This is a genomic window from Myxococcus sp. XM-1-1-1 (genome assembly GCF_020037095.1).
Lineage (GTDB): Bacteria > Myxococcota > Myxococcia > Myxococcales > Myxococcaceae > Myxococcus > Myxococcus fulvus.
In genome coordinates, this window is the sequence record NZ_JAIQDH010000030.1 from 1 (window position 1) to 24,563 (window position 24,563).

Genomic DNA, 24,563 nt, shown 5'->3' on the forward strand with positions numbered 1-24,563 from the left:
GAGCACTGCGAGGTGCCGTTGGTGCACTCGTTGATGTCGTTGCAGGTGCGGCCGTTGCCGGAGTAGCCCGCCTTGCATGCGCAGGTGTAGCTGCCGGGCGTGTTGGTGCAGGTGGCGTTGGGGGAGCACTGCGAGGTGCCGTTGGTGCACTCGTTGATGTCGTTGCAGGTGCGGCCGTTGCCGGAGTAGCCCGCCTTGCACGTGCAGGTGTAGCTGCCGGGCGTGTTGGTGCAGGTGGCGTTGACGGAGCACTGCGAGGTGCCGTTGGTGCACTCGTTGACGTCGGTGCAGACGCTGGGGCTGCCCTGGCAGGTGTAGCCGGGCTCCACCTGACAGATGGTGCTACAGCCGTCGTTCGCCGTGCGGTTGCCGTCGTCACATGACTCGCCGGTGCTCACGCGGCCATCGCCGCACAGGGGGCCGGTCGTCTCGACGGCGTCGATGAGGTAGAGGCCCGCCAGGGCGCGGTTGAGGCGCACGTAGCGGTACGGGGTGGCGTTGGAGTAGGGGACGTCCACGGAGAAGCGGCCCACGCCCAGCTGGATGAGGTTCGCCTGACCGGTGGCGATGACGGTGCGGTCGGCGCTCAGGAAGTCCACCGTGAACAGCACGGTCAGCGTCAGGCCGCCGTAGTGGATGCGCAGGGGCCCGCGGCCCTCCTCACCCTGGCCCATGTCCAGGAGCAGCGAGCCGCCGAGGATGGAGAGCACGGTGGCGCGCTGGCCGTCGGGGGCGCCCACGGCGTTGTTGGGGTTGAGGACGACGTTGAGGCCGCTGGGCGTGGCCGCGTCCGCGTACGGGTCCACCACCGCCAGCTCCGCGCTCTCTTCGGACTGGGCGTCCTCGAGTGGCGTCTCCGACTCGCCTTCCAGCGTCTCTTCGTCCTGGGGATTCGCACCACAAGCACCGAGGACGGTGCACAGCAACACCGCGCCCAGCGCGCGCCACGTCGTGGCCCTTCGACTGAACTCCATGTCTCGCTCCATTCCAATCGCTCACCGACGGGCTTCCCGGGGGATGTCCCCTGGGCGGAAGCCGTCGGAGCGCATGGAAGGCACGATGTCGGTCTGGCGCCTGGAGCAAGGGGGCTTGTCGCACCCGACCCGTGAACCAGGTGACAGGCGTGTCGTTGAGTGTCGCGGTGTCGCGTGGCGGCGGACATCGGAGCGGCCCGGCGAGGCGACGTGGCGTGCGTGGCCGTGCGGGCCTCCCAGCGGGGCTTCAGCGCTTGCGGCGCCACGCCTTGAGCTCGGCCTTCTTCTCCGCGCCCAGCGCGTCCAGCCGCGCCTGCCAGCGCTCGCGGTGTGGCTTGAGCGCGGCCACCACGGCGCGGGCCACGACGAGGTTGCGGTACCACTTGGCGTCGGAGGGGACGATGCACCAGGGCGCCTGCTTCGTGGAGGTGCGCGCGAAGACGTCCTGGTAGGCCCGGGTGTAGTCCGCCCAGAGCTTGCGGTCCTCCCAGTCACCGGCGCTGATCTTCCACGCCTTGCGCGGCTCCTTCTCCCGGTCCATCAGGCGCTGCTCCTGCTCCTGCTGGCTGATGTGGAGGAAGAACTTCAGGACGATGGTGCCGTGCTCGGCGAGCATCTCCTCGAAGTCCTGGATGTGGCCGTAGCGCTCCTTCCAGAGGGACGGGGGCGCCAGCTCGTGCACGCGCACGGCGAGCACGTCCTCGTAGTGGGAGCGGTTGAAGATGGAGAACTCGCCCAGGCGCGGGGTGTGGCGGTGGATGCGCCAGAGGAAGTCGTGCTCGCGCTCCTCCAGCGTGGGCGCCGCGAACGACGCGACGGAGACGCCCCGGGGGTTGAGGCTGCCCACCACGTGCTTGATGGTGCCGTCCTTGCCCGCGGTGTCGCGGCCCTGCAGGACGATGAGCACCGAGTTGAGCCGCGAGCCCCACATCAGGTCCTGGAGGTCGAACAGCTCCTCGCCCAGGGCCTCGAACTCCGCCTTCGCGTCGACCTTCTGTTCGTGCTTCGGAGGCGTGGTGGAGAGCTTCTCCAACCGCACCTTGGCTCCCTGACTCGCGCTGGTGATGAGCTGCATGACTTCCTTTCGATGAGGCGTCGGTCCGGAGGCCAGCGTGCCACCCGAGGCGTCCGGGGCTGAGACAATCGTGCGGGCGCCGTGATGACTTCGTGAAGATGTGAGCACAGCCGGACACGTACCTTGGCCGCATGCTCCTTCTTGGACTGGGTTGGGCCGTCAGTCAGCTGCTGCACGCCTCCACCGAGGCTCCCATCACCGACGTCACCGTCTACAGCGACCGGGCGCGGGTGGTGCGGACCGCCTCCCTCCAGGTCTCCGGCACCGAGCGGCTGGAGCTGCCCCTGTTGCCGGAGGCGGTGGACCCGGACTCCATCCAGGTGGAGGCGGAAGGGGCCCGCGTCGCGTCCGTGGAGGTGCGCGCGGCCCAGCCGGCGCCGTTCCCCGTCGCGGAGGCCACCGCGTTGCTTTCGACGTTGGACCGGCTGGGGGACGAGCTCTCCCGCGTCAACGCGGAGCACGTGGCCAACCAGCGCCAGGTCGCCGCGCTCGGCCGCATCCAGCCGAAGGGGCCGGGCGCGGACGCCGACGACGCGAGCGGAGCGCTGGCGCCCGGGGGCTGGAGCCAGGCCGCCGCGTTCCTCGTCGACCTGCGCACGAAGCGCGAGGTGCGGATGCGGGAGCTGGAGGCGCGCATGCAGGTCCTGCGAAACGAGCTGGACGCCCGGCAGGTGGAGGCGGGCCGCCTGGGGGCGCTGCCCTCGCCCCGGGGCTTCGAGGTGCGGGTGGCCCTCACCGGCTCGGGCGCCGCGAAGGTGCGCCTGTCCTATGTGGTGCTCCAGCAGGCGCGCTGGTACCCGCGCTACGAGCTCCAGCTGAACCCGGCGCAGCAGCGGGTGCAGGTGGCCTTCTCCGGACGCGTCAGCCAGGAGACGGGCGAGGACTGGACCCAGGCCCGCCTCACGCTCAGCACCGCGCTGCCGTCCACCTTCACCGCGCTGCCGAAGCTGACCACGTGGAGGCTGGGCACCGCCGAGCGCTTCATCCCCACGGCGCGCAGGACCGACGAGCTCCCGAGCGAGCCGCCGCCGCTGCCCCGGCCCGTGGCCCCGCTGGACGTGGTGGCGCTGCTGCGCCGCGAGCTCGAGACGCGAGCCCAGGGGAAGGGCGCGCCGCGTGCCCCGCAGCAGGTGGCCCAGGCGTCGAGGCCGGCGCCGACGCCGACCGAGTCCCGGAGCCCGGAGCCGGAGTCTTCCCGTCCTTCGCCGACCGCGCGCGTCGCACCGGGCGGTGATGCCTTCGTCCTGGGCAACGTCATCGATGCCCAGTCGCGAACTCCCGTGGGCGACGTCGTCGTCACCGCCACCTCGCCGAGCCTGCCGGGGGAGGAGACCACCGTGACCGACGCGCAGGGGAACTACCGGCTCCCGCCCCTGCCGCCCGGCGTCTACACGCTCCGGTTCGAGAAGGAGCAGTTCAAGCCGTACGCGCGCGCGGACATCCAGGTGTGGATGCAGCGCACCGTCCGGATGAACGTGGAGCTGCTCCCGGAGAGCCTGGGCGAGGTCGTCGAAATCGTGGGCGCGCCGCCCACCGTCGACGTGGGCAGCACCCACACCGGGGTGGGCTTCTCGCTGCATGGCGCGCCCATGTCCAACTGGCGGCCGGAGCCCGTCGTGGACCGCTACGTGGGGCTGGCGCCGCCTCCGGGCTGGCGTCGTCCGGCGCTGGACTCGCAGCTGCCGGCGTCGCTCGCGGGAGGCCACGACCTGGCCTTCACCGCGCCGCGCTCGGAGACGGTGCCCAGCGGGCAGGGCGAGCGCACCATCCCGCTGCTCCTGGAGTCATGGCCCGTGCAGGTGGAGCGCCGCGTCTTCCCCGCGCTGGCGTCGGAGGCGTACCTGGTGGCGCGGCTGAAGAGTCCGTCGCGAAGCGCGCTGCCCGGAGGCACCGCCTCGCTCTTCGTGGGAGACGACCCGTCCGGCACCGCGTCGCTGCCGCTCATCGTCCCGGGCGAGCCCTTCACGCTGCCCCTGGGCATGGACCCGGCCGTGCGCACCGCGCGCGACGTCCGGCTGGTGCAATCAAAGGAGGGCTTCATCTCCAAGGACGACCTCAACACGTACGAAGTCACGCTGGAGGTCTCCAACCCCTATCCCTTCGCGATGCAGACGCACGTGGTGGACCAGTGGCCCCTGGGCTGGGGTGGCGACGTGGAGGCGACGCTCGTGCGCACCGAGCCCGTGGCGAGCCAGGACCCCAAGACGGGGGTGCTGCGCTGGGACGTGGTGATTCCCGCCTCCAGCAAGAAGACGCTCACCTTCGAGTACCGCCTGAAGCGCCCCCAGAACTGGAAGCTCACCCAGTAGCCGCGAGGAGCCACCATGACCTTGTTCCCCTTGTCCCTCCTGGTGCTCGCCGCCGCGCCCCAGGTGTCCTCCGTCGTCGTCTATCCGGACCGGGCCCACGTCACGCGCACCCAGGACGTGACGTGCCGTGGCCCCACCACCGCCGTCTTCGAGCAGGTGCCGGAGGCCGCCTCGCGCGAGAGCTTCCGGGCGCGGGCCCCTGGCGCGGACCTGGAGGGCCTCACCGCCGAGCGCCAGACGCTCGAGCAGCAGCTCTCCGCGGAGCGCCGCGAGTGGAGGGCGCGGTGGGACGCGCTGACCCAGGAGGAGCTCACGCTGGACGCGGCGCTCGCGCGGGTGACGGGGCTGGAGCGGCTGTCGGAGGGCTACACGGACGTGGCCGTGGACCACGTCACGCGGGAGCTGACGGGCCGCAAGCCGGACACGCGCGCGTGGGCCTCGGCGTTCGACGCGGCGTTGTCGGTGCGGATGCGCGCGGTGAGGGAGGCGTGGGAGCTGGCGGAGAAGCGCCGCGCGCTGAAGCAGCGCCGCGACGAGGTCTCCGCGCAGCTCTCGCGGCTGAGCACCGAGGCCGCCCGCGCCGAGTACCGGGTGGAGGTGCGCCTGTCGTGTCCCGAGGGGAAGAAGGCCCGGGTGTCGCTGACGTACCTGGTGGGCGGCAGCTCCTGGGAGCCGAGCTACGAGGCGCGCGCGGATGAGGCCTCGGGCACGGTGGAGCTGACGGCGCTCGCCACGGTGCGCCAGCAGACGGGCGAGGACTGGTCGGGCGCGAAGCTCGTGCTCTCCACGGCGCTGCCTCGCAAGAACGCCACGCCGCCGGAGGTGGCGCCGCTGCTCGTCCGGGCGCTGAAGCAGCCCAAGGAGCGCCAGGTGCTGACGGCGCGTCAGGAGGCGCGGCAATCCGTGGAGGGCGGCGTCGAGGGGGAGGCGGCCTCCGGCGAGGGCCCGCGGGCGGTGTCCCAAGGCGTGTCCGTGCAGTGGGAGGCCGAGGAGGCGGCGCGGGTGCCTGGGGACGGCGTGGCGGTGCGCGTGGTGCTGGGGCGTCACCGCCTGCCCGCGGAGTTCTCGTGGCGCACGGTGCCCAAGCTGCACCCGGTGGTCTTCCGCGTGGCGCGGCTGGCCAACACCACGTCCTTCCCGCTGTTGCCGGGTGAGGTCAGCCTCTTCCGGGGCACGGGCTTCCTGGGACGTCAGCGGCTGGAGCGCGTGGCGAGCGGGCTCCCCTTCGAGCTCACCTTCGGCATCGAGGAGGCCCTTCGCGTGACACGCACGACGGTGGAGGAGGTGAAGCGCCCGCAGGGGCTCTTCGGGGGCAAGCAGCGCTTCCGCTACGCCTACCGCTTCCAGCTCACCAACCTGCGTCAGCGCGAGGAGAAGGTGGTGCTGTCCGAGCACATCCCCGTCTCCGAGCTGGACGACGTGAAGGTGGAGGTGGCGCCGGAGTCGACGGCGGGCCTGGCACTGACGAAGGACGACGGCATCGCCACCTGGCAGGTGGCGCTCGCGCCCGCGGAGACGAGGACCTTGGAGCTCGTCTTCCACGTGGACGCGCCCTCCAGCTACGTCAGCGGAGGGCTGTAGGGACGCTCGCGGAGGAGTCATCCTGGGGAGTGTGGCTCCTCCGCGGGCGGGGTTGTTCCGGCGCCTCGTTTCCCTGGTCAACGCGTGGGAAGGGCGCTTGGATGGCGGGCATGTCGCCGCTGCTGCCGGACCCGGACCGTGCGCTGGGGGAAGCCAATCCGCTGGTCCTCACCCTCGAGGACCTCCTCAACGAGCACGAGTGCCAGGAGCTGGTGGAGCGAATCGAGGCGCTGGGGCCCTCGGCCGCGCCCGTCACCACGTCGCAGGGCATGGTGATGCGCCCCGACCTCCGCAACAACTCCCGGGTGATGTTCGATGACCCGGCGCTGGCGGACCTGCTGCACCAGCGCGTCCTCACCCACGTGCCGCGCAGGCTGGAGCGCACCTGGGAGCTGTGCGGCGCCAACGAGCGGCTGCGCTGCTACCGCTACGAGGCGGGGGAGTACTTCGCGCCGCACTACGACGGCGCCTTCGTGCGCGACAGGAACGAGCGCAGCCTGCTGACGTACCTGGTGTACCTGAACGACGGGGCCGAGGGCGGCGCGACGAACTTCCTGGACCTGGGGCGCTCGGTGACGCCCCGCCGGGGGATGGGGCTCGTCTTCAACCACCACCTGTACCACGAGGGCGCGACGGTGACGGGCGGCCTCAAGTACGTGGTGCGCACGGACCTGATGTACCGCCGCGCGCTGCCCTGAGGACCCGCCTCACCAGTTGGTGAGGCGGTAGTCCTTGAAGAAGTTGCCCCAGGAGTAGTCGCCGGTGTTCTCGGCGGTGGTGATGGGGTCGATGATGCGCGCCGCGCCGTCGACGATGTCCAGGGGCGGCTGGAAGTCCAGGTCCTCCACCTTGCGCTGGGAGAACACGGCCGGGTCCTCGTCGGTGACCCAGCCGGTGTCCACCGCGTTCATGTAGATGCGGTCCTTGGCGTAGTCCGCCGCGGACGTCAGCGTCATCATGTTCAGCGCGGCCTTGGCCATGTTGGTGTGCGGGTGGCGGTCCGTCTTCGTCCCGCGCGAGAAGCTGCCCTCCATGGCGGACACGTTGACGATGTGGCCCGGCGTGGTGCGGTCGCGGGTCATCAGCGGCTTGAGCTTGCCGCAGAGGATGAAGGGCGCCACCGCGTTCACCAGGTGCACCTCCAGCATCTCCGCCGTGGACACGTCCGCGAGCTTCATCCGCCACGAGTTCATGTCGCGCAGGTCCACCTGCTGCTCGTCCGCGTCCAGCCGGCCCTGGGGGAACAGGGCGCTGGTGTCACCCTCGTTCTCCAGCGCGTACGGCAGGAGCGACAGCGCGGCGGAGGAGTGGATGCCCAGCGCCGGGTCGTTGCTGCGCCACGAGGTGGTCATCGCGGAGGGCTCCGTGCCGCCCGCGCCCAGGACGGGGTTCAGCTCGGTGAGGCAGGCCCGGTGGCTGGCGAGCAGCGGGCGGGCCGCCTCGGGCAGCTCCTCGAACCGGCGCAGCTCCCCGTCGAGCAGGTGGGCGTAGAAGCCCGGCGGCCGGCGCACCGTCTGCGCCGCGTTGTTGATGAGGATGTCCAGCCGCGAGTGCGTCTGCTCGATGTGCCGGGCGAAAATCTCCACGCTGGGCGCGTGGCGCAGATCCAGCCCGTGGATGTGCAGCCGGTGGGACCACTCCGCGAAGTCCGGCTCCAGCATGTAGCGCCGCGCCGAGTCCTGGGGGAAGCGCGTGGTGGCGATGACGGTGGCGCCCGAGCGCAGCAGCATCAGCGACGCCTGGAAGCCAATCTTCACCCGCGCGCCGGTGATGAGCGCGACCTTGCCGGACAAGGGCGCGCGTTGGGTGCGCTTGGCGTAGTTGAAGTCCGCGCACTCGATGCACATCGCGTCGTAGAAGAAGTGCAGCTTGCGGTACTCCGCCTTGCACACGTAGCACTTGCGCGGCGTCTCCAGGAGCCGCTCGGGGCCCTCCTCGACGGGGACCTCGCCGGCCGGAAGCAGGGGCGCGTTGAAGACGGGGGCGCGGCGCATCGTGCGGATGCGGGTGCTGGCGCGCACCTCCCGGTCCTTGGTCTGCTTGTCGTGGCGCTTCTCGCGCCGCAGGGCCTTCTCCAGGCGGGACTTCGCGGTGCGGTCCGGCATGACGATGCGGCCGGCGGCGATGAGCAGGGCGCGCTTGTCCTCCTCGGGCAGCCTGGCCAGGAGGATGCGGTCCTCGGCCATGGCCTCCAGGAGGCGGGTGCACCGACGGACCTCGTCGAGCGAGGCGGGGGCTTCGGGGGGCGGGGCGGCGTCGAGCGCGGGCGAGGTTGTCTCAGCGTCCTTCATGGCCGTCGGTGCATATCCCGGCAGGGGGCCTCGAAGAAAGGACCGCTCGCGGGCCCTCCCTGGATGGAGGGGGGACGGCCGGGCGTCAGTGCCAGATGACCCGACCGCCGCCGTCCACGTCGATGTCCCGCAGGGAGGCGCTCCCCCAGAGCTCCACGTCCCCGGAGCCCTCGAGGGAGACCTTCACGCTGCCCCCCTCGACGCGGGCCTCCACGTCCCCGGAGCCCTCCAGCCGGACATCCAGGTGGACGGCCCCGAGGGCCCGGGCCTCCAGGTCGCTGCTGCCCGACAGGCGGGTGTCCAGCCGCTCGGCATGGCCCGAAAGCCGCGTCTTCCCGGAGCCCTCGCTCGTCACCCGCACGGTGTCGGCGGCGCCCGACCAGGACAGGGCCCCGGAGCCGGACAGGTGCAGCGCCACCGACTGGGCGACCCCCGACTCCGGCATGCACACCTTCAGCTCCCCGGAGCCGTCCAGGTGGGCCTCCAGCACGCGGGCCGCGCCGCAGTAGCTGAGCCTTCCGGAGCCCTGGGCGCGCAGGCGCACGTGCTCGGACTGCTGGCCCACGAAGCCGTCCACCCGCACCTGGCCGGAGCCGGAGAGTGAGGCGCCGGTCAGGCGCGGCAGGGTGACGTCCACATGCGCGGGGCCCTGGGGGGCCAGGTGGCCGTCCGTCTCGATGCGCAGCGTCCCGTCGGACTGGACGAAGGCGCGCACGTTGTCCTGGAGGTTGGAGTCCAGCGTCACCTCCACGGAGGAGGTGGCGCCCTCGCGTACGCGCACGTCCAGGTGGCCCTCGTACGCCACGGCCTCGAAGCCCTCGGCGCTCCGGGCCTCCGTCACGGTGTCGCCGTTGCCGCGCTCGTGGACGTCACACCCCGTCACCCAGCCCGCCATGAGCAGCACCACCGCCGCGCGCATCCACATGTCCATGTCTCCCCCGGGCCTGGGGCCCGCGTCCGGGGCCTGGAACACCGGCCGCGTGGGAAACTGTCACCGGGCGGGCGTGGGGGCCGAGGGCAGGCGCGTGGCGGCCACCGCCAGACAGAGGGTGGCCACGACGAAGTAGTAGTAGTTGCAGAACGCCTGTTTGTTGAAGGCGAAGAAGGTGGCGTAGGTGAGCGCGGTGGCGGCGGCGAAGCCCGCGGGGGTGCGGGGCGCGCGCCACAGGCTCAAGCCCAGCGCGGCGGCCACGGCGGCGAAGGGAATCCAGAGGGGTGGGGTGGGATGACCCTTGGCCACCCACGCGGCCAGGTAGCTCAGCGAGTCGACGCGGAACGGCTGGTGGATGTGCAGCGCCACCACGCTGTGGAAGAACGCCTTCGGGTCCGGCAGGGCGAAGGGGAGGCTGACGGCCAGCGCGGTGGCGGCGGCACGCCACAAGAAGCCCCAGAGCTGCTGGCGAGGCTCGGGCAGGAGCAGCAGCGCCAGCGGCAGCAGGAACACCGTGTGCTGCTTGATGGCGAGCGTCAGGCCGAAGACGTACGGCAGCGCGCGAGGGAAGCGCACGGCGCAGAAGACCGTGGCCGACAGCAGCAGCACGAGGAAGGGCTCCGTCCAGGACTGCTCCAGCACGAAGAAGCCGCGCGGCGTGAGCAGGTACAGCGCCGCGGCGCCCGCGCCCAGACGACCACCCCGCGTCCAGGCCATGAGGCCGGCGGCGAGCGCTGTGGCCACGAGCTGCGCGTGGCGCGGGTCCGTCGCCAGCGCGCGGCCCAGGGTGGCGAACATCAGGCTCAGGGGCGGGTAGGGGAAGCCGAACAGCAGCCGTCCGTCCCGCACGAGCCCCTCGCCGTACCAGTGCCCATGGCCGTAGATGTTGGGGAACGTCATCGCGTACGGGTTCTGGCCGCGCAGGAGCTCGTCCGCGCCCTGCACCTGGAACACGAGCACGTCGATGTGGGGCGAGGGCGCGTGGCGAAGAATCCAGAGCCCCAAGAGCAGGTACACCCCGAGGAGCGCGGGCACGCCGACCTTGCGCAGCCAGTTGGGCCCCGCGAGCAGCGCGCCACTGATGAGCGCCGCGGCCGCCAGCCGCTCGTGGAAGAGCGCGAAGGGCCAGGGCCCCTGGAGCCTGAGCGCGGACGACGGGTAGTCGGTGAGGAGCACCTGGAGCTGCAGGAGCAGCCCGACGCCCAGGCCCAGCGCGAGCGCCGCCTCACCCCACGTCCACGGGCGCGAGCCGCCGGGGCCGACGACGGCCAGCAGCGCCAGGCCCAGCGCCAGCGTGAGGCCTCGCAGGGACGTGTCCAGCAGCGTGCCGTTGCTGAGCTGGAGCGTCAGCGCCAGCACCACGGCGGCGGCCAGGCAGAAGAGGGGAAGACGCCAGGGGTCGACGCAGTCGCGCGCGGTGGGAGACGGGAGGCCGTCCATCCGGCGACTTATACTCCACGCGCGCGCCCCGTCATCCGCGCCGCGGAAGATGGACGCTGAAGGTCGTGCCCTCCGCTTGCGTGGACGCCACCTCGACGCTCCCTCCATGGGCCCGGGCAATCTGGTCCACGATGAACAGGCCCAGGCCCACGCTGCGCCGCTCCGCGCCGTTCGTGGTGCCGCGCTTCATGGGCTCGAAGAGGGTGGAGAGCACCTCCTGCGGGATGGGGGGCCCGTCGTTGTGCACCCGCAGGACCAGCTCCCCGTCATGCGCCTCGCTCGACACCTGGATGCGCGCGCCCGAGGGGCTGTACTGCATGGCGTTGGCGAGCAGGTTGTGCAGCACCTGGGCGATGCGGTCCGCGTCCCAGGTCCCCTGGCCGTGGCCCTTCGTCCGGACCTCCAGCACGCGCTCCGGCGCGACGGCCTGGACCTCCTCGACGACCTGACAGGTCAGCTCGTGCAGGTCCATGGGCTGACGGTCGACGGGCAGCACCTGGCCCATGCGCGCCTGGGTGAAGTCGAGCAGGTCCCGGATGAGCCGCTGCGCGCGGTCCGCCGAGTCGACGATGCGCCGCACCGCCCGGCGCGCCCGCTCGTCCAGGTCCGTGCGGCGCACCAGCGTCGCGGCGGACATGAGGATGGCGTTGAGGGGGTTGCGCAGGTCGTGGCTGACGATGCCGATGAGCTGCTCGCGCAGCAGGGCCGCCTCCTTCTCGTCGAAGAGCTGGGCCGCGCTGCGGTCCAGCGCGTCCTGGTTCTCGAGCTGATGGCCGATGAGGTCTCCCAGGTGTCGGAAGACCTCCAGCTTGTCCTGGGGGAGCGCGGCCGGGTTGGAGTCCAGCGCGCACATGACGCCGAAGAAGGCCCCATCCCTGCGGTACAGCGGCACGGCGATGTAGCTCTCCACGCCATAGAGCCTGGGCGCGGGGTGGCCCGCGAAGCGGGGCTCCTGGCTGGCGTGGTTGACGAGCAGCGGGGTGGCCGAGGTGCGCACCGTGTTGCAGAACGTCGTCGAGATGGCGAGCGTGTCGCCCGGCTTGAGGCCGAAGCTCATCTCGTCCAGCACCGCGCAGCAGCGCCACTCCTGCGCGGTGACGCGGGCCACGACGGCCAGCCGCAGGCCGGTGGTCTGAAGGAGCACTCGCAGGACCGTCTTGACGGCGTCGATTCGAGCGATGGCCTGGACGTCCGGGGTGACACCGCTCGCTGGAGACGGCTGGCTGGAGGCGGGCTGCGGGGTGTCTTCATGGACGCGCATGAAGTAGGCAACGCGGAGGACCCGGCGCGTCATCCTCTCTCTTCGAGGTGGGAGCCTCGGGGGCGAGGGCGGGCGAGGGCCTGCTAGACTCCTTTGCTCTCCGGGCTCCTCGAGGCCATATGCGCTCCGCGCTGTTCGTGCTGCTGCTCCTGACGATGGGCGCTTGTCGGCGCCAGGAAGCCCCACGCATCGAGAAGGTGGGCCCCGCGGAGCTCACGCACCAGCGCTCGTGCGAGTGGCTCGACTGGGAGAACAACTCCTGTCGCGCGGACTCCGTGCTGCGCGCGGGCGAGGTCCGCTTCGAGCAGGTGACCTTCGTCGAGGCGAACCCCAGCGCCACGCGAGCCCTCGTCGGCCAGCTGGCTGGCTCCAGCTCGCTCGTGGACCTGCGCTCCGGGGACATCGTGCTCCGCTTCCCGCCGCACACCTCGAAGCGCGCGTGGTGCGGTGACTCGCGACTGGTGGTGTCCTCGCCCCTGGCGGACTTCGGAAGCGCGCAGGGCTTGCTGGGCACCACGCTGGAGGCCGTGTGGTTCGACCCGGGCGGGGCCGCTCAGCGCGCGGTGCTGCACCGGGGGCTCAGGGCCGTGCCCCGGCTGTCCTGCGGCCCCGGTGACTCGCTGGCGTTCATCGTGTCGGGGACGCGCGGTGAGGCGCCCATCGAGCTGTATCGCTGGAGCCCGAAAGAAGGCTCGAAGCTGCTGGAGACCTGGGTCGGTGAGGTTGAAAACGGTGATTCATCGGACCTCGATATCTCCTGGTCTTCGTCGGGGCAGCCCGAGTGGTGCGCGTGGGTCCGGCCGTACAGCGTGAATCGCTGCGTGCCTCCGGTGCGTCCGATTGCCCGGTGAGCGCGCCGTGAAAAAGTCACACCCTGCCGAAGGGCTCGAGCCGAGCGCGGTCAGCCGCCGGCCAGCCGCCGTGAGCCAGGATGCGACCTGAAGACGCGAATGCGGTGTGCCACGCTGGGAGCCCTGGCGCTGGGCGCCGTGGGCTGTGGAGACGATGCGCCGCCCGCGAAGGGCTGGGCATGGATGACACCAGCATCGGCATGCTCGACATCGACGGCGTCAACATGGTCGCCATCCAGGCGCTGGAGCGGCGCACCCGGCAGCTGCGCGAGCGCGACGCGGAGGTGGACGCGCCGGGGGCGGAGCTGGCGGAGCTGCGCCGGAGCGTGGCCGAGCAGAAGGCCGCGATGCCCCGCGCGCGCTGAGGCGGCGGTCCGTCGTCGCGAAGGGCCCGGGGACTCGGCTCCGGGCCCTTCGTGCGTTCAGGGCAGCACGGCCCGCAGGCGCTTGCCCGACTCCGAGGGCGCCTCCACCGTGCGCAGCGGCGCGGTGTTCCCCGCCGCGTCCCGCGCGTACACGGTGATGCTGTTCGTGCGCGCGTTGGCCACCCACAGCTCCTCGCCGGAGGCATCCAGCGACACGCCCGTGGGCTGCGACAGCCCCGTCGTCTTGCCCTGGAGCACGCGCAAGGGCTTCACGGCCGCCGCCTTGGTGTCGAGCAGCGACGCCAGCGAGTACACGGCCACCGCGTCCGAGCCGTAGTCGGCGACGTAGAGCTCCTCGTGGACCGCGTCCCACGCGAGCCCCGCGGCCCGGTTGAGCTTGAGCTGCTCGCCCGTCCACCGCGCGCGCGGCGCCGTGTCGCCCTGGGCCTGCGCGTCGAAGAGGGCGAGGTACGCCCCACGTCCTCCCTTCGGCCCGGCCGTCAGCCCCGTCGCCTGGCCCTTGCCCGAGCCGGCCACGAAGAGGCGCTGGTGCTCCGCGTCGAGCGCCAGACCCAGCGGTCCGCTCAGCCCCGTCTTCTTCCCGGCGAGCACGCGCGCGGGCTGGAAGCCGCCCTGGTCGTCATGGCGGAAGACGGCCACCGAGTCTCCGCCCGCGTTGGCGACGTAGAGCTCGTCGCGCCGCGCGTCCAGCACCAGGGCCGTGGGCTGCTCCAGGCCCTCCTCGAGCTTCCCCACCGCGGCGTGGTTCTCCAGGCTCAGGCGCGCCACGGCGTTGGCGCCGGTGTCCGCCACGAGCAGCTCCTGCCGCTTCGCGTCCCGCGCCAGCCCCCACGGCTGCTCCAGCGCGGACGTCACGGTGCTGGACGCGATGAGCGTGCGCGGGCCGAGCGTCCCCGGGGCGATGCCCGGCGGCGAGAAGGTGAAGCTGCGAATCCAGAACCACAGCTCGAAGTCTCCGCCCTGCCGGCCGTCACCCCGGTTGGGGAGGCCGGCGGCGAAGCGCTGCGCCAGCGAGCGCGAAATCACCTCGCCATCCAGGACGCGGCTGCCGTCGCGCGAGTGGACGTAGCCGCCCCGGATGCGCAGCTTCACGAGCAGGCGGGGATTGGCGCGGTCCTCGGTGTCGTAGTTGCGCAGATGGCCCAGCCACCGGTAGGACTCCAGCGAGGGAATCCAGACGATGTCCGAGCCGAAGATGCGCGCCTCGCCGCGCAGCTCGAAGGTCTGATGACCGACGATGCCCACCAGCCGGCCCATCTGCTCGCGCCACCACGTCGAGTCGTGGGTGGTCAGCGGGTAGTTGATCTCCACCGACAACGACACGACGGGGCGGGGGAGCGGCAGCGGCGCACCCGCGGGCGACATGAGCGGCGCCAGCTCCTCGGAGCAGATGATGCGGATGCCCTGGGCCAGCGTGACGAAGGGCTCGAACTCCACGACGCTGTCGTTCTCGATGGCGAGTTGGGCGTTGGTGGCCATCTCCACGCGGGTGACCTTGACCGAGGGCTCGGCCGCGACGGAGACGGTGGAGCGCGCGTTGAACAGGATGGGCGGCACCCGCGTGGGCGTCTGGGCGTCCTCCACCAGCTGGGCGGACACCCGCTGCGTCGGCGCGTTCGACAGCGTCCACAGCGCGGCGGCGATGCCCTGCGTGTTGGTGCGCACCAGCAGCGACGCGCCGGGCGTGCCCGTTCCCTCGGCGGGGCGGAGGCTGGCGCCATCGGCGACCTGGAGGATGCGGAAGTGCACGAGCGCGTTGGCGACCGGGTTCTCGCCCTGCATCACCGCCACCATGAGCGGCGTGGGCAGCTCCTGCAGCGGCGCGCCCTCCTGGCCGTCTCCGCCCAGGTACAGGAACGTGCGCTGGCGGCACAGCGTGTCCAGCGCCTCCTGCACCGTGTCCGCGTTCAGCAGCGTCTGGCACCCGCCGGACTGGTAGGCCACCCGGTTCGCCAGGCTCAGGCGCGCGGTGAACACCAGGGGCAGGTGGGCCTCGACGAGCGGGCCGCCCTCGGACACCAGGAGCCGCGCCTCCACCTGCTGGGTGACGTCGTTGGGGTTGGGCAGCCACTCCACCAGGGCGAGGCCGTCGTCGCCGGTGGTGACGACGATGCTCTCCGTCCACGGGTTGCCCGAGCCCGCCAGCCGCACGCCGGTGTACTGGCCGCCGGCGCCGCTCAGCACCCGGAATCGGACCGACTGGTTCGCCGCGCGGCGCTGGTGACGGGCCACGCCCACGCGCAGCGGATGTGGCAGCCGCTCGCCGGGGAGCACCTCCTGGCCGTCACCGCCCTCGTACGTGAGCACCAACTGCCGGCTCAGCGTGTCCAGCGCCTGCTGGACGGTGTGCGTGTCGTTGAGGATCTCCTGCGCGTCGTCCGGGTCGTACGCCACCTTGGACGCGACGCTCAGGCTCGCGAAGTAGCGCAGCGGCGCGTGGATGGCCTCGTTCCCGTGGTCCAGCAGCCGGGCCTCCACCACCTGGCTGTGCCGGGGGTCGTTCACCGTCTGCCAGCCGTCGATGGCCGGCGTCCAGAAGACCTCCGCGATGCCGCTGGCATCGGTGTAGACGACAATCGTCGTCTGCGCGTCGTCCGGCAGGTGGACGTCCGCCACGGTGCCCTGGCCCTCGGACAGCACCACGCTGAACTGGACGCGCGCGCCCACCACGGGAATCCGCCCGTTGAACACGCCCGCGCGCAGGGGCCTGGCCAGCCGGCTGGGCGGCGCGGGCGGACGGGCGGGCAGCACCTCCTGGCCGTCGCCGCCCGCATACACCAGCGTCTTGTGCTCGGTGAGCGGGGGGAACAGGTTGCGGCAGTCGTGCACGTGCCAGCCGTCGGAGTTTCGCTCCAGCACGGCCAGCGCGCAGTAGTGGTGACGGATGCCGTGGGCGGGCTCGGAGACGGGCAGCCCTCCGTCCTGGGGCCACAGCACGTTGCGCGTCACCGTGCGCGCGGGGATGAGCCAGTAGTCGCCCGTGCGGTAGCGGCCCGCGGTGAAGCGCACCTGCACGCCGCTCTCCAGCGAGGTCCACCCCAAGGCCGGGTCCGCCGGAGCTGGGACGATGTCCAGCGCGCCCGTAGGACCCACGTTGTCCCAACCGCGCACGGTGAGCGCGCCGGAGGGCAGCGTGGCCGGCCACGTCGCCGCGTCGATGGTGATGCGGTTGCCCGTCATCGCCTCCACGCGGATGAGCTCACCGGGCTCGCCGCGCAGCACGCGCTCCTCGGTGGTCAGCTCCAGCCACTGGTTGGGCTGGAAGCGCCGGTAGCCGTCCTTTCCCGGCTCGGTCACCACCATGCGCCGGTTGAGGACATCCACCGACTCCACCTGGGTGAAGAGGATGCCGTTGTCGCGCGACCACTTGAAGGTGGCCGTGCCGCCGCCCGTGTTGCCGCGGTGCACCTCCACCCGGTAGAGCTGGTTCTCCAGCCGGCGGTAGCCCGCCTCGGCCGCGACGATGCACGGGTTGTCGCTGGCCTGCTCGGGCTCGCCGCGCGCCGCGAGCGTGCCGGTGCTGGTCAGCTCGTCGGGCAGCCACTCCGGGGTGCCGAAGGTGTGGCAGGGCACGCCCTCGATGGGGCCGGAGGCGTTCGTTCCCGTGAGCCGCAGCAGCCGCACCTGCCACACCGTGCGGGTGCGCGTGGCGGAGTCCGGGCCGCCCAGCGCCACCTCGCGCAGCTCCGGGTCCTCCAGCGCGGTGACGTGGCGCTGCCACACGTCCAGGAAGGCCAGGTAGCGCCCGTGCGCCACCGGCAGCGTGAAGCCGGGCAGGTCCGGCTGGGCGTCCAGCGCCACCGCCTGCTCGTTCTCGCAGAGGACGCCCTCCACGTAGTAGCGCCCGGCGCGCACGAAGGGGCGGGTGCCCTGCGTGAAGAGGGCGAACCCCGCCTGCTCGGCGGGCGTGCCGGGCTCCTGGGGTGTCCCGCTGTGGCCGATGACGTCCCGGCGCGTCGTCTGGTCCAGGTACTGCTGGATGTCGACGTGCTCGTTCCAGTCGGCGTCCAGCTGGACGCGTCCCTGCTGCATCCGCACGGTGGAGTAGTGCTTCGCGGGCCGGAAGGTGTTCCGGCTGAAATCGCCCTTCATGGCGTCTCCTCAGGTCACGAAGAAGAACCCGGCCTCGAGTCCGAAGCGCAGGTAGTCGGTCAGGCTGGCGCGCAGGTTGGCCTCGCGCTGCGGTTGTTGGAGGTGGTGGAACACGCCCATCTCCCCCTCGTCACTGGCACCCCGGCGGATGCCCGAATCGGTGTCGTCGCGGAGCTGGCAGTAGCCCGGCTCCAGGTAGCGGTCCGACGTGAAGACGGGCTTCACGCGGCGCTCGAGCTCCAGCCGCACGTCCTCGGGCGTCCCTTCCGCGTACGCGGGCTGGCAGCGGAAGCGCTGGGGCACGTGCGAGCCGGGCGGCACGTAGCAGAAGCGCATGCAGCCCTTCTGCCGCTGCACCACGTTCACCCGGCCCGTGAAGAGGCTGTCGCTGGCTAGCTCCAGCACCGTGGTCTCCACGGTGCCGAGCACCGTGCTGGCGAGCACGTGGAGCGTGCCCGTGAGGCCCTCCGCCTCCAGGTCCTCCTCCTCGGGGAGCAGCGGCCCCGGAGGTGTGGGCAGTCCCTGGAGCGCGGGGCCTCCCAGCCCGTCCACGATGCAGTCCTCCAGCCGCAGCACGGTGGCGCGGCCCGTGCGCACGGGGCCGGTGATGCAGCGATGCAGGAGCACGGTGCAGTCGCCGTCCTTCTCGCCCTTCACCACCAGGCTCGGCTCGGTGGTGCGCGGCTGGCCGTCCGGCAGCAGGTCCTGTCCGGGCACGAGCGTGCAGTGGCGCAAGTCCAGCGTGGCGTTGTCCGCGGCCTGCACCTCCAGCACGCCGCCGCGCACGAGCAGTCCGCTGAGCACCAGCGTGGCGCCCTCTCCCAGTCGTATCAGCCCCCGGCCGCCCTGCAGGTCGATGACGGGGCGCTGGAGGTTGGCGGCCCGCAGCTCCAGCCGCGAGCCCACCGCCACGTCCAGCGTGGCCAGCGGATAGCGCTCGCTGTCGAGCACCTCCACCAGCGCGTCCCCGCTGGCGCTGCTCGCGCTCAAGGCCGAGGCGAGCGTGGTGTAGGGGCCCACGCGCGTGTCGACGCGCCAGGCGCCGCGCTGCTCCAGCGGGAGCAGCGTCTCCTGGCGGTCATAGAAGCCGCCGCCCACCTCGCTGCTGAAGCCATACGCGTAGCTGACCGACAGCGCCGTGGGCACCGGCAGCCCCTCGGCGAAGGCGAGCCGCCCGTTCACCGGGTCCACCGCGACGCGGATGCTCCGGTTCACCGGCGGCAGGCTCGGGTCCAGCGGCGGGTAGGGCAGCGTGGCGGGCGGGCGGTGCCAGGTGGACAGGTCACAGATGAGGACCTCGTCCGGGGAGATGGCCTCGAACGCGCCGGGCCCCGCGTCCAGGTGGAGCGTGAAGGGCGGGGTGGCGCCGAAGTAGCGCTGCTCGGGCGTCTGGCCCCGGGCGAGCGCGGCGCGGCGGGCCTCCAGCTCGTCATACAGCGGCCGGCGGCGCAGCGGCGTCGGCACGTTGAGCTCCCCGGCCAGCGAGCTGAGCGTCGTCTCCGACTGCGGCAGGTTGAACAGGTGCGTGTCGCAGCCGAGCGCGTCGAAGCGGAAGAGCCCCTCCTCGGTGGCGCCGGGCTCGGAGGCCGGGAGCACCGGGTACGCGGGCGCGAGCACGACGGGATAGGACTCCAGCCGCCACAGGAAGAGGCCCACGTTGGGCAGGTTGTGCTGGCCGCGCTGGTTGTCGATGTGGCGCACGTCCACGGTGCGGGTGGCGTTCTCGAACGGGGTGCCCACCAGCTCCAGCGCGTTGGCGTCGCGCAGGTCCGGCGTGCGCAGGCTCGTCAGGCGCGGGTGGTTGAGGTACTGCGTCGTGCCCACGCGCTGGAAGAACTCCACGGCGCGCGCGGGCCAGCCCGTCACGTCGCGCGCGAGCTGCTCCAGCATGGCCGCGGTGCCCTTGCGGCGCCGGTACGCCAGGGTGTTGGCCACGTAGGCTCGCTGGCTGAAGAGGCCCGGGTCCACGGGCACCAGGTCGCGCACCTTGAGCAGGTCGCCGATGTACGGCACCACCCACTCCTGGCACGTCTCGATGAACCAGTTGTCATGCAGCTGGCCGATGTCCTCCTCGAGCGCCAGCAGCTCGTGCTCCATGATGGCCAGGAGCGCGCGCAACGGCTCGCCCTGCAGCGTGTCCTTGGCGCGGTGGATGGCGGGCAGCAGCTTGTACAGCCTGTCCCTGGGCGAGGGCGTCACGGGCTCACCTCCAGGTCGTGCACCAGCGTCACGCCCCGCCGCTCACCCTGGAGCGACGGGTCCAGCAGGAGCAGCTGCGCGGGCCGCAGGAGCGTGCGCTCCCAGCGGGCGCCGCGCGCGCGAATCACCGAGAACAGCTTCTGCTCCGGGATGAAGGGCGTCGTCGGGTGCAGCCGCTCCAGGTCCACCATCACCACGCCCGGCACGTCCTGGAGGACGCGGATGACCTCCGCGCCGCTCACCGCCTGGGCGAACTGGCGCCGCTCGAAGGAGAACGCCTCGCGCAGCGCGGCCTCCGCCCGGGCGAGCACGTCCTCGGGCAGGTAGCGTGTGTCCAGCCGCAGCCGGGCCTCCACGGCGAAGTAGAGCCGCTCGTAGGAGGAGAGCGCGAACTGGCGCACCGGGTCGTGGTGCGCGCGCAGGGCCTCCTCCAGGCTCTCGTGCAGCTGGGTCCCCGGCTCCACCGGCTCGCCGTTGTTCGCGGCCACGGTGACGTGCACGAGGATGCGCTCGCCGTTGGTGAGGTCCGCGGCCTGGGCCTTGCCGATGCCCGCGAAGGTGGATGCGAAGTCCTCGTAGTCCTGCAGCGACACCACGCGGCGCAGCGTCAGCACCGACGCGGGGGCGTTGTCGCGCGCCTCGTCCCGCGACTCCGGCGCGGCGGCCCCGGTGGCGGGCAGCGGGTTGCCCACCTCGCGGATGCCCAGCGGGCGCACCTTGAGGAGCGCGAGCTGCCCGGAGTCCACCTCGCCCTCCGGACCGATGCCGGAGCGGTACACCGCGGTGATGTTCTCCTGACCCGTGGGCAGGCGCGCGCCGGACACGCCGTCGCCGAACGTCACCACCACCGTGCCGTCGTCCTGCAGGCGCACCATGTAGACCTCGGCGCGCTCGTCCTGGCCGAAGAGCGTGGGCACCTCCTTCCACAGCACGCCGTTCACCCGGATCTCCAGCGTGCTCTCTCCGCCGGTGTCGGTGGGCGCCGCCACGTAGGTGAGCGGCGGCTTGCGCAGCACGAAGCGCTGATGCGTGCGCGAGCCGTCACCGCCGCCCAGCACCTCGCGCACCGTCTCGCCGTGCGTGGAGGGCGCCACGTTGCCGTGGATGAGCACCGTGTCGCGCGCGAGCGGCGCGGCCAGGGGCTCCTGGAGCACCAGCCGCGTGCGTCCGTCCGGGAGCGCCTCCGCGCGGTCCAACGCCACCACCTGCCGCAGCCACTCGCCCGACTGCCCGTCCACGAGCGTCCTGCCCTCGATGAGCAGCACGTGCTGGGGCTCCAGGCCCGCCACCGCGCGGTCCAGCTCGATGGAGTCGCCCTGCACCGCGTCCGTCCGCGGCATCTCGCCGATGGGCAGCTCCTCGCTCTGCGCGAGCACGACGGTGCTGCGCAGCGGGAAGTAGGACAGGTGCTCGTTGGTGTCGAACGTCAGCCGCGTCACCTTGGCGGTCATCGTGAAGTCTTCCCGCGCCCAGGGCTGGATGTCGGTGATGCGGTAGAGCTCCACGTAGCGCGACTTCCAGAGCGCCACCCAGCTGCCGTGCACCAGCGTGGGATACTCGCGGTCCAGGTCCACGATTCCCTGCACCGCGGTGGTGTTCTCGAACTGGGGCCACTGGGTGAAGCGCCCGTCGCCGGGGCGGTAGTCCGGGTTGTAGCGCTGCTTGATTTCGTCCGGCATCGCCTTGAAGGACGGCGCGTTGTAGCCGAACAGGTTGCCGCGCAGCCGCAGCACGAAGGCGCGCGGGTGGTCCGCCGGGTCCATGCGCGGCGTCTCGCTGCCCAGCCCCGGCTCCCACGTCACCACGGTGTGGTTGAGCTCGGGCTCCTTCGGGTTCGGCACCTGGGTGACGGTCTTCACCCAGCGCAGGTCCCACTGCTCGCTGCCCGGCTGGCGCTCGCGCTCCTCGCCCACGAGCAGCAGCGCGTCGCCGGGCTGGATGCCGGGCTGCAGGCCGCGCAGGTACAGCGTGCTCTCCCCGCGCAAGAGCGGCTGGGCTTGCGTCCTGGGCACCCGGAGCAGGTTCCACTCCGCGCGCGCCTCCAGCGCCTCGGTGGTCTCGAACGTCTGGGGCCGCGCGTCCTGGCCGGGGATGCTGAGCACCTGCACGCCCACCGGCACCTGGACGCGCGAGGGCGCGCCGGGCGCCGTCTCCACGGTGAAGACCAGGTACGTGCTCGCGGCGACGCCGGGCTTGAGCTCGTAGCCGAGCTGCCGCGCCAGCTCCAGCACCGAGCGCCGCTCCGTGGCGGTGCGCAGGAAGCCCTCGTTGGCGATGCGCTCCTGGTAGAACGTCAGCACGTCGGCGGCCGTGGCCCACGCGTCCAGCATCGCGATGGACAAATCCTCGGTGCCACGCGTGGACAGCGCCGCCAGCGGCCGGGTGCCGGCGAACTCCCCGTCCGGCAGGAACTCCCCCGGCAGGCGCGCGAGCATGCGCTGGAAGAAGCTGGAGTGCGTGCCGATGCGGTACGCGAGCGCGGGCTGGCCGGGGCGGTTGTACAGCGGCGCCGCCTCCGTCGCGCCTTGCGCCTCGCACGCGTCGCAGTCCCCAGAGCCCTTGATGGACGTGCTCACAGGCCCCCCTGCATGTAGAAGTCGAGCTTGCCGTTCTCCGGCTGGCTCGGGTCATTGTCGAGCCGGGCAATCTCCAGCCGGTCCATGGCGATGAGCCCGTTCTTCCACTCGTCGCGAGGCACCTGCCCGAAGCGCCGGAAGCGCTGCGGCTTGCCCGGCGCGTCCTCCGTCTCCACCCACGCCACGCCGGGGACCTTCATCGCCGTGGCCACCAGCTGGCTCAGGTACACCGGCTCGCCGAAGGTGAAGTTGTCCGGGTGGAAGAACGCGCGACGGCCATCGGGAAGCTCCCCGTTGCCGAAGACCTCCAGCAGCGCGGCCTTCACGTTGGCGGCCAGGTAGCCCGGCAGCACGCAGACGGTCATCGCGATGTCCAGCGGGACGAAGAGGGGCGCGTCGACGCGCAGGTCGTACCCGGCCAGCCGGAAGCGCTCCAGGAAGGTGGTGAGCCGCTCGGAGAAGTCCGCGTCCACCGGGAAGCCGCCGCGTCGGTCCACGGTGATGAACATGGTGTGCCAGCTCCCCGTCCACCGCAGGCTGCCCACCGCGCGCTGCACCTCGGGGTGGCGCTGGGCCACCTCCGCGTAGTCCTCCTCCGTCACCGCGCGCTGCTGGATGCGGAAGGCCTCCGGCGCGTCGATGCGCACCCGCTCCACGGCCTCCGGCTCCACGCCGCCCTGCGCCGGCAGCGGGTTGCGCACGCGGAGGATGCCGTCGCGCCACGCGCCGCCCACGGGCGAGTACACATGCGAAATCGACTCCGCGCCCACGTTGCCCGCGCCGCCGTTGCCGATGCGGTACGTGGCCGTCATCCCCACCCCGGCGCCGGGGCGCTCGCCGAGCACGTTGTCGCCGAAGCGCAGGCGGGCCCGGCCGTCGTCCTCCACCTCGGCCACCAGCTCCCGGCTGAAGCGGCCGCTGTTGAGCAGCGTGCGGCGCGGCACCCAGACGCGGCCGCTCTCCGCCTCGCGCAGCCAGAGCGCGGGCAGGGACTCCTCCGGCGCGGAGCGCAGCGCGGCGGTGGCGGACGCGGTGGGGTCCACCGCGCGGCCGCCCTCCACCCGCGACACCTGGGTGAGCGGGCCACGCGACAGTCGGGGACGGTAGCCCCCTGTCCCGGGCACGGCGGGCAGCTCCTCCGTCAGCGTGCGCCCATGGTCCACCAGCACCACGTTGCCGCGCGCCACGCTCACCGGCGCGGGCTGGCCGGGCACGTCCTCCTTCTCCCCGGTGGAGTCGTGGGGGACGGTGACGGTCCACAGGCACAGCTCGAAGGGCAGCGCGTCCTCGGTGTGCCAGGACACCTCCACCACGTCCACGCCGAGCAGAGGGTCCTCGCCGAAGGCCACCTGCGTCAGCCGCACCGCGTGGCGGCGGGACGGGTCCGCGTCCACGGCGCGCCCCGTCGAGGCGCCGCGCGCCTCCTCGAGGATGAGCACCTTGCCCTCGGAGAAATTCTCCGGCGTGAAGGTCTTCTTCGTCGGGTCCGCGGGCGAGGGCGGGTTGAGCAGCGTGGCCGCCGTGGCGCCCCGGGGAAGGCAGCAGCGGTCCTCACCCCAGGTGTGGAAGGTGATGCGGCCGTGGCCCGAGTAGAGCGTGGTGGGGTGGAGCGACTCGAACACCTCCGCGCCGGAGACGATGGCGGCCTGGAGCTGCCGGGCGTCCACCACGCGGGGCGCGTCCACGGTGGTGAGGAACACCGTGCCGGGCGTCACCTCGGTGGGGCCGGCCAGCGTCGTGCCCTCGGCATCGGGCGTGAGGCTCACCGTCACCCACGCGCGGGCGTTGCCGCCGTCGTGCATGGGGTAGTCGAGCAGCCGCGCGTGGCGGCGCACGGAGGTGCGCTTGCGCGCAGTGCCCAGGTACGCCTCGGTGGCCACCGCGTCCTGGTAGTAGCTGAGGTAGTCGGCCGAGTAGGCCATCAGCTCCACCAGCGTCACGCCCAGGTCCGCGGGGTTGCGCTCCTTCCACTGCGGCGCCACCTCCGACAGCCGGTCGAGGAGCAGCCGCCGGAAGCTGGCGTAGTCGCGCGTGAGGTAGTCGAGGGTCGGGTCCACGCCGTCCGGCGTGACGGCGGACTTCGGCGGGGCGCAGTCGAACTCGCTCGGGCACTCCACCTTGAAGGTGAAGTCCACGCGCGACAACAGGGCGTCGAAGCCCTCCAGGGGCACCGTGTCCAGGAAGCCCCGCAGGAGCGCGAGCGTGTACGTGGAGAAGTCGCCGGAGGACGTGGTGCGCACCACCAGCGTCTGCTGCGTCTCCGTCGTGCCGTTCTCCACGTCCAGCGCCACGCGCCGCGCGTACTCATCGCGCTCGGGCTGGGTGGTGAGCGGGTCCGGCGGCGGCTGGTCCATGCGGAACGCGAGCGCGACGCCGATGTCCTTCAGGCGCACGCCGCCGGTGATTCCCACGTTGTCCGCGCTGATGGTGACGGGCAGCGGCTTGTAGCAGCGCACCCACAGCGTGCGCTGGCGCTCCAGCTCGAGGGTGGCGGCCTCCTCGTCCAGGACCTCCAGGTAGTCGATGCCGTTGAAGGTGGGGTGGGCCTCCACCAACCGGCGTCGCTGCTCGCTCTGGCAGACGTAGCGCGCGCCCAT

General features: G+C 72.2%; 15 protein-coding genes. 5 read left to right on the top strand and 10 right to left on the bottom strand.

Annotated elements, in window-relative coordinates:
* A partial coding sequence (locus K8640_RS37480) for an EGF domain-containing protein (protein ID WP_223751485.1) occupies nt 1–974 on the bottom strand: 974 nt, incomplete at its 3' end.
* 247 nt (nt 975–1,221) lie between these two features.
* Nucleotides 1,222–2,049: a polyphosphate kinase 2 family protein gene (locus tag K8640_RS37485; protein WP_223751486.1), complete on the bottom strand. Its 828-nt coding sequence runs from the start codon at nt 2,047–2,049 to the stop codon at nt 1,222–1,224.
* Nucleotides 2,050–2,180: 131 nt separating this feature from the next.
* On the opposite strand from K8640_RS37485, the gene K8640_RS37490 reads away from it, so the two are divergent.
* The 3 genes from K8640_RS37490 to K8640_RS37500 all read left to right on the top strand — a co-directional run bounded on the left by K8640_RS37490 (nt 2,181) and on the right by K8640_RS37500 (nt 6,637).
* Nucleotides 2,181–4,358, top strand: coding sequence for a mucoidy inhibitor MuiA family protein (locus K8640_RS37490; RefSeq protein ID WP_223751487.1), 2,178 nt, complete (start codon nt 2,181–2,183; stop codon nt 4,356–4,358).
* Nucleotides 4,359–4,373: 15 nt separating this feature from the next.
* On the top strand, nt 4,374–5,939 hold the full coding sequence (locus K8640_RS37495; protein ID WP_223751488.1) for a mucoidy inhibitor MuiA family protein: 1,566 nt from the start codon (nt 4,374–4,376) through the stop codon (nt 5,937–5,939).
* Between the two features lie 110 nt (nt 5,940–6,049).
* Nucleotides 6,050–6,637 (top strand): 2OG-Fe(II) oxygenase, encoded by a 588-nt coding sequence (locus K8640_RS37500; RefSeq protein ID WP_223751489.1) that lies wholly within the window; start codon nt 6,050–6,052, stop codon nt 6,635–6,637.
* Nucleotides 6,638–6,646: 9 nt separating this feature from the next.
* On the opposite strand, the gene K8640_RS37505 is transcribed toward K8640_RS37500, so the two are convergent.
* The 4 genes from K8640_RS37505 to K8640_RS37520 all read right to left on the bottom strand — a co-directional run bounded on the left by K8640_RS37505 (nt 6,647) and on the right by K8640_RS37520 (nt 11,895).
* Nucleotides 6,647–8,230, bottom strand: a complete 1,584-nt coding sequence (locus K8640_RS37505; protein ID WP_223751490.1) for an SDR family NAD(P)-dependent oxidoreductase — start codon at nt 8,228–8,230, stop codon at nt 6,647–6,649.
* Nucleotides 8,231–8,315: 85 nt separating this feature from the next.
* Nucleotides 8,316–9,161 (bottom strand): head GIN domain-containing protein, encoded by an 846-nt coding sequence (locus K8640_RS37510; RefSeq protein WP_223751491.1) that lies wholly within the window; start codon nt 9,159–9,161, stop codon nt 8,316–8,318.
* A 60-nt stretch (nt 9,162–9,221) separates the two neighbouring features.
* On the bottom strand, nt 9,222–10,601 hold the full coding sequence (locus K8640_RS37515) for a hypothetical protein (protein WP_223751492.1): 1,380 nt from the start codon (nt 10,599–10,601) through the stop codon (nt 9,222–9,224).
* A 31-nt stretch (nt 10,602–10,632) separates the two neighbouring features.
* A complete protein-coding gene (locus K8640_RS37520; RefSeq protein ID WP_223751493.1) occupies nt 10,633–11,895 on the bottom strand; it encodes a GAF domain-containing sensor histidine kinase in 1,263 nt (420 codons plus the stop codon).
* Between the two features lie 86 nt (nt 11,896–11,981).
* On the opposite strand from K8640_RS37520, the gene K8640_RS37525 reads away from it, so the two are divergent.
* Entirely contained in the window at nt 11,982–12,713 is a 732-nt protein-coding gene (locus K8640_RS37525; RefSeq protein ID WP_223751494.1) for a hypothetical protein, read from the top strand.
* 179 nt (nt 12,714–12,892) lie between these two features.
* A complete protein-coding gene (locus K8640_RS37530; RefSeq protein ID WP_223751495.1) occupies nt 12,893–13,078 on the top strand; it encodes a hypothetical protein in 186 nt (61 codons plus the stop codon).
* A gap of 57 nt (nt 13,079–13,135) precedes the next feature.
* Here K8640_RS37530 and K8640_RS37535 read toward each other — a convergent pair whose 3' ends face one another.
* The 4 genes from K8640_RS37535 to K8640_RS37550 are packed head-to-tail and all read right to left on the bottom strand — an operon-like array spanning nt 13,136 to nt 24,563.
* The gene (locus K8640_RS37535; RefSeq protein WP_223751496.1) at nt 13,136–17,191 is read right to left on the bottom strand and encodes a DUF6519 domain-containing protein; all 4,056 of its coding nucleotides are present in this window, start codon (nt 17,189–17,191) and stop codon (nt 13,136–13,138) included.
* Between the two features lie 9 nt (nt 17,192–17,200).
* Entirely contained in the window at nt 17,201–19,390 is a 2,190-nt protein-coding gene (locus K8640_RS37540; protein ID WP_223751497.1) for a hypothetical protein, read from the bottom strand.
* Nucleotides 19,387–21,966 carry a putative baseplate assembly protein gene (locus K8640_RS43360; RefSeq protein ID WP_223751498.1) on the bottom strand — a complete coding sequence of 860 codons (2,580 nt, stop codon included), beginning with the start codon at nt 21,964–21,966 and terminating at the stop codon, nt 19,387–19,389. Before K8640_RS43360 ends, K8640_RS37540 begins: the two co-directional genes overlap by 4 nt.
* Nucleotides 21,963–24,563 (bottom strand): putative baseplate assembly protein, encoded by a 2,601-nt coding sequence (locus tag K8640_RS37550; RefSeq protein ID WP_223751499.1) that lies wholly within the window; start codon nt 24,561–24,563, stop codon nt 21,963–21,965. The genes K8640_RS43360 and K8640_RS37550 overlap by 4 nt, the downstream gene beginning before the upstream one ends.

Coding starts and splice junctions, on each gene's coding strand:
- K8640_RS37510 (WP_223751491.1), bottom strand. CDS start 9,161: ATGGACATGTGGATGCGCGCGGCGGTGGTGCTGCTCATGGCGGGCTGG.
- K8640_RS37495 (WP_223751488.1), top strand. CDS start 4,374: ATGACCTTGTTCCCCTTGTCCCTCCTGGTGCTCGCCGCCGCGCCCCAG.
- K8640_RS37515 (WP_223751492.1), bottom strand. CDS start 10,601: ATGGACGGCCTCCCGTCTCCCACCGCGCGCGACTGCGTCGACCCCTGG.
- K8640_RS37485 (WP_223751486.1), bottom strand. CDS start 2,049: ATGCAGCTCATCACCAGCGCGAGTCAGGGAGCCAAGGTGCGGTTGGAG.
- K8640_RS37535 (WP_223751496.1), bottom strand. CDS start 17,191: ATGAAGGGCGATTTCAGCCGGAACACCTTCCGGCCCGCGAAGCACTAC.
- K8640_RS37550 (WP_223751499.1), bottom strand. CDS start 24,563: ATGGGCGCGCGCTACGTCTGCCAGAGCGAGCAGCGACGCCGGTTGGTG.
- K8640_RS37530 (WP_223751495.1), top strand. CDS start 12,893: ATGGATGACACCAGCATCGGCATGCTCGACATCGACGGCGTCAACATG.
- K8640_RS37525 (WP_223751494.1), top strand. CDS start 11,982: ATGCGCTCCGCGCTGTTCGTGCTGCTGCTCCTGACGATGGGCGCTTGT.
- K8640_RS37500 (WP_223751489.1), top strand. CDS start 6,050: ATGTCGCCGCTGCTGCCGGACCCGGACCGTGCGCTGGGGGAAGCCAAT.
- K8640_RS37520 (WP_223751493.1), bottom strand. CDS start 11,895: ATGACGCGCCGGGTCCTCCGCGTTGCCTACTTCATGCGCGTCCATGAA.
- K8640_RS37490 (WP_223751487.1), top strand. CDS start 2,181: ATGCTCCTTCTTGGACTGGGTTGGGCCGTCAGTCAGCTGCTGCACGCC.
- K8640_RS37505 (WP_223751490.1), bottom strand. CDS start 8,230: ATGAAGGACGCTGAGACAACCTCGCCCGCGCTCGACGCCGCCCCGCCC.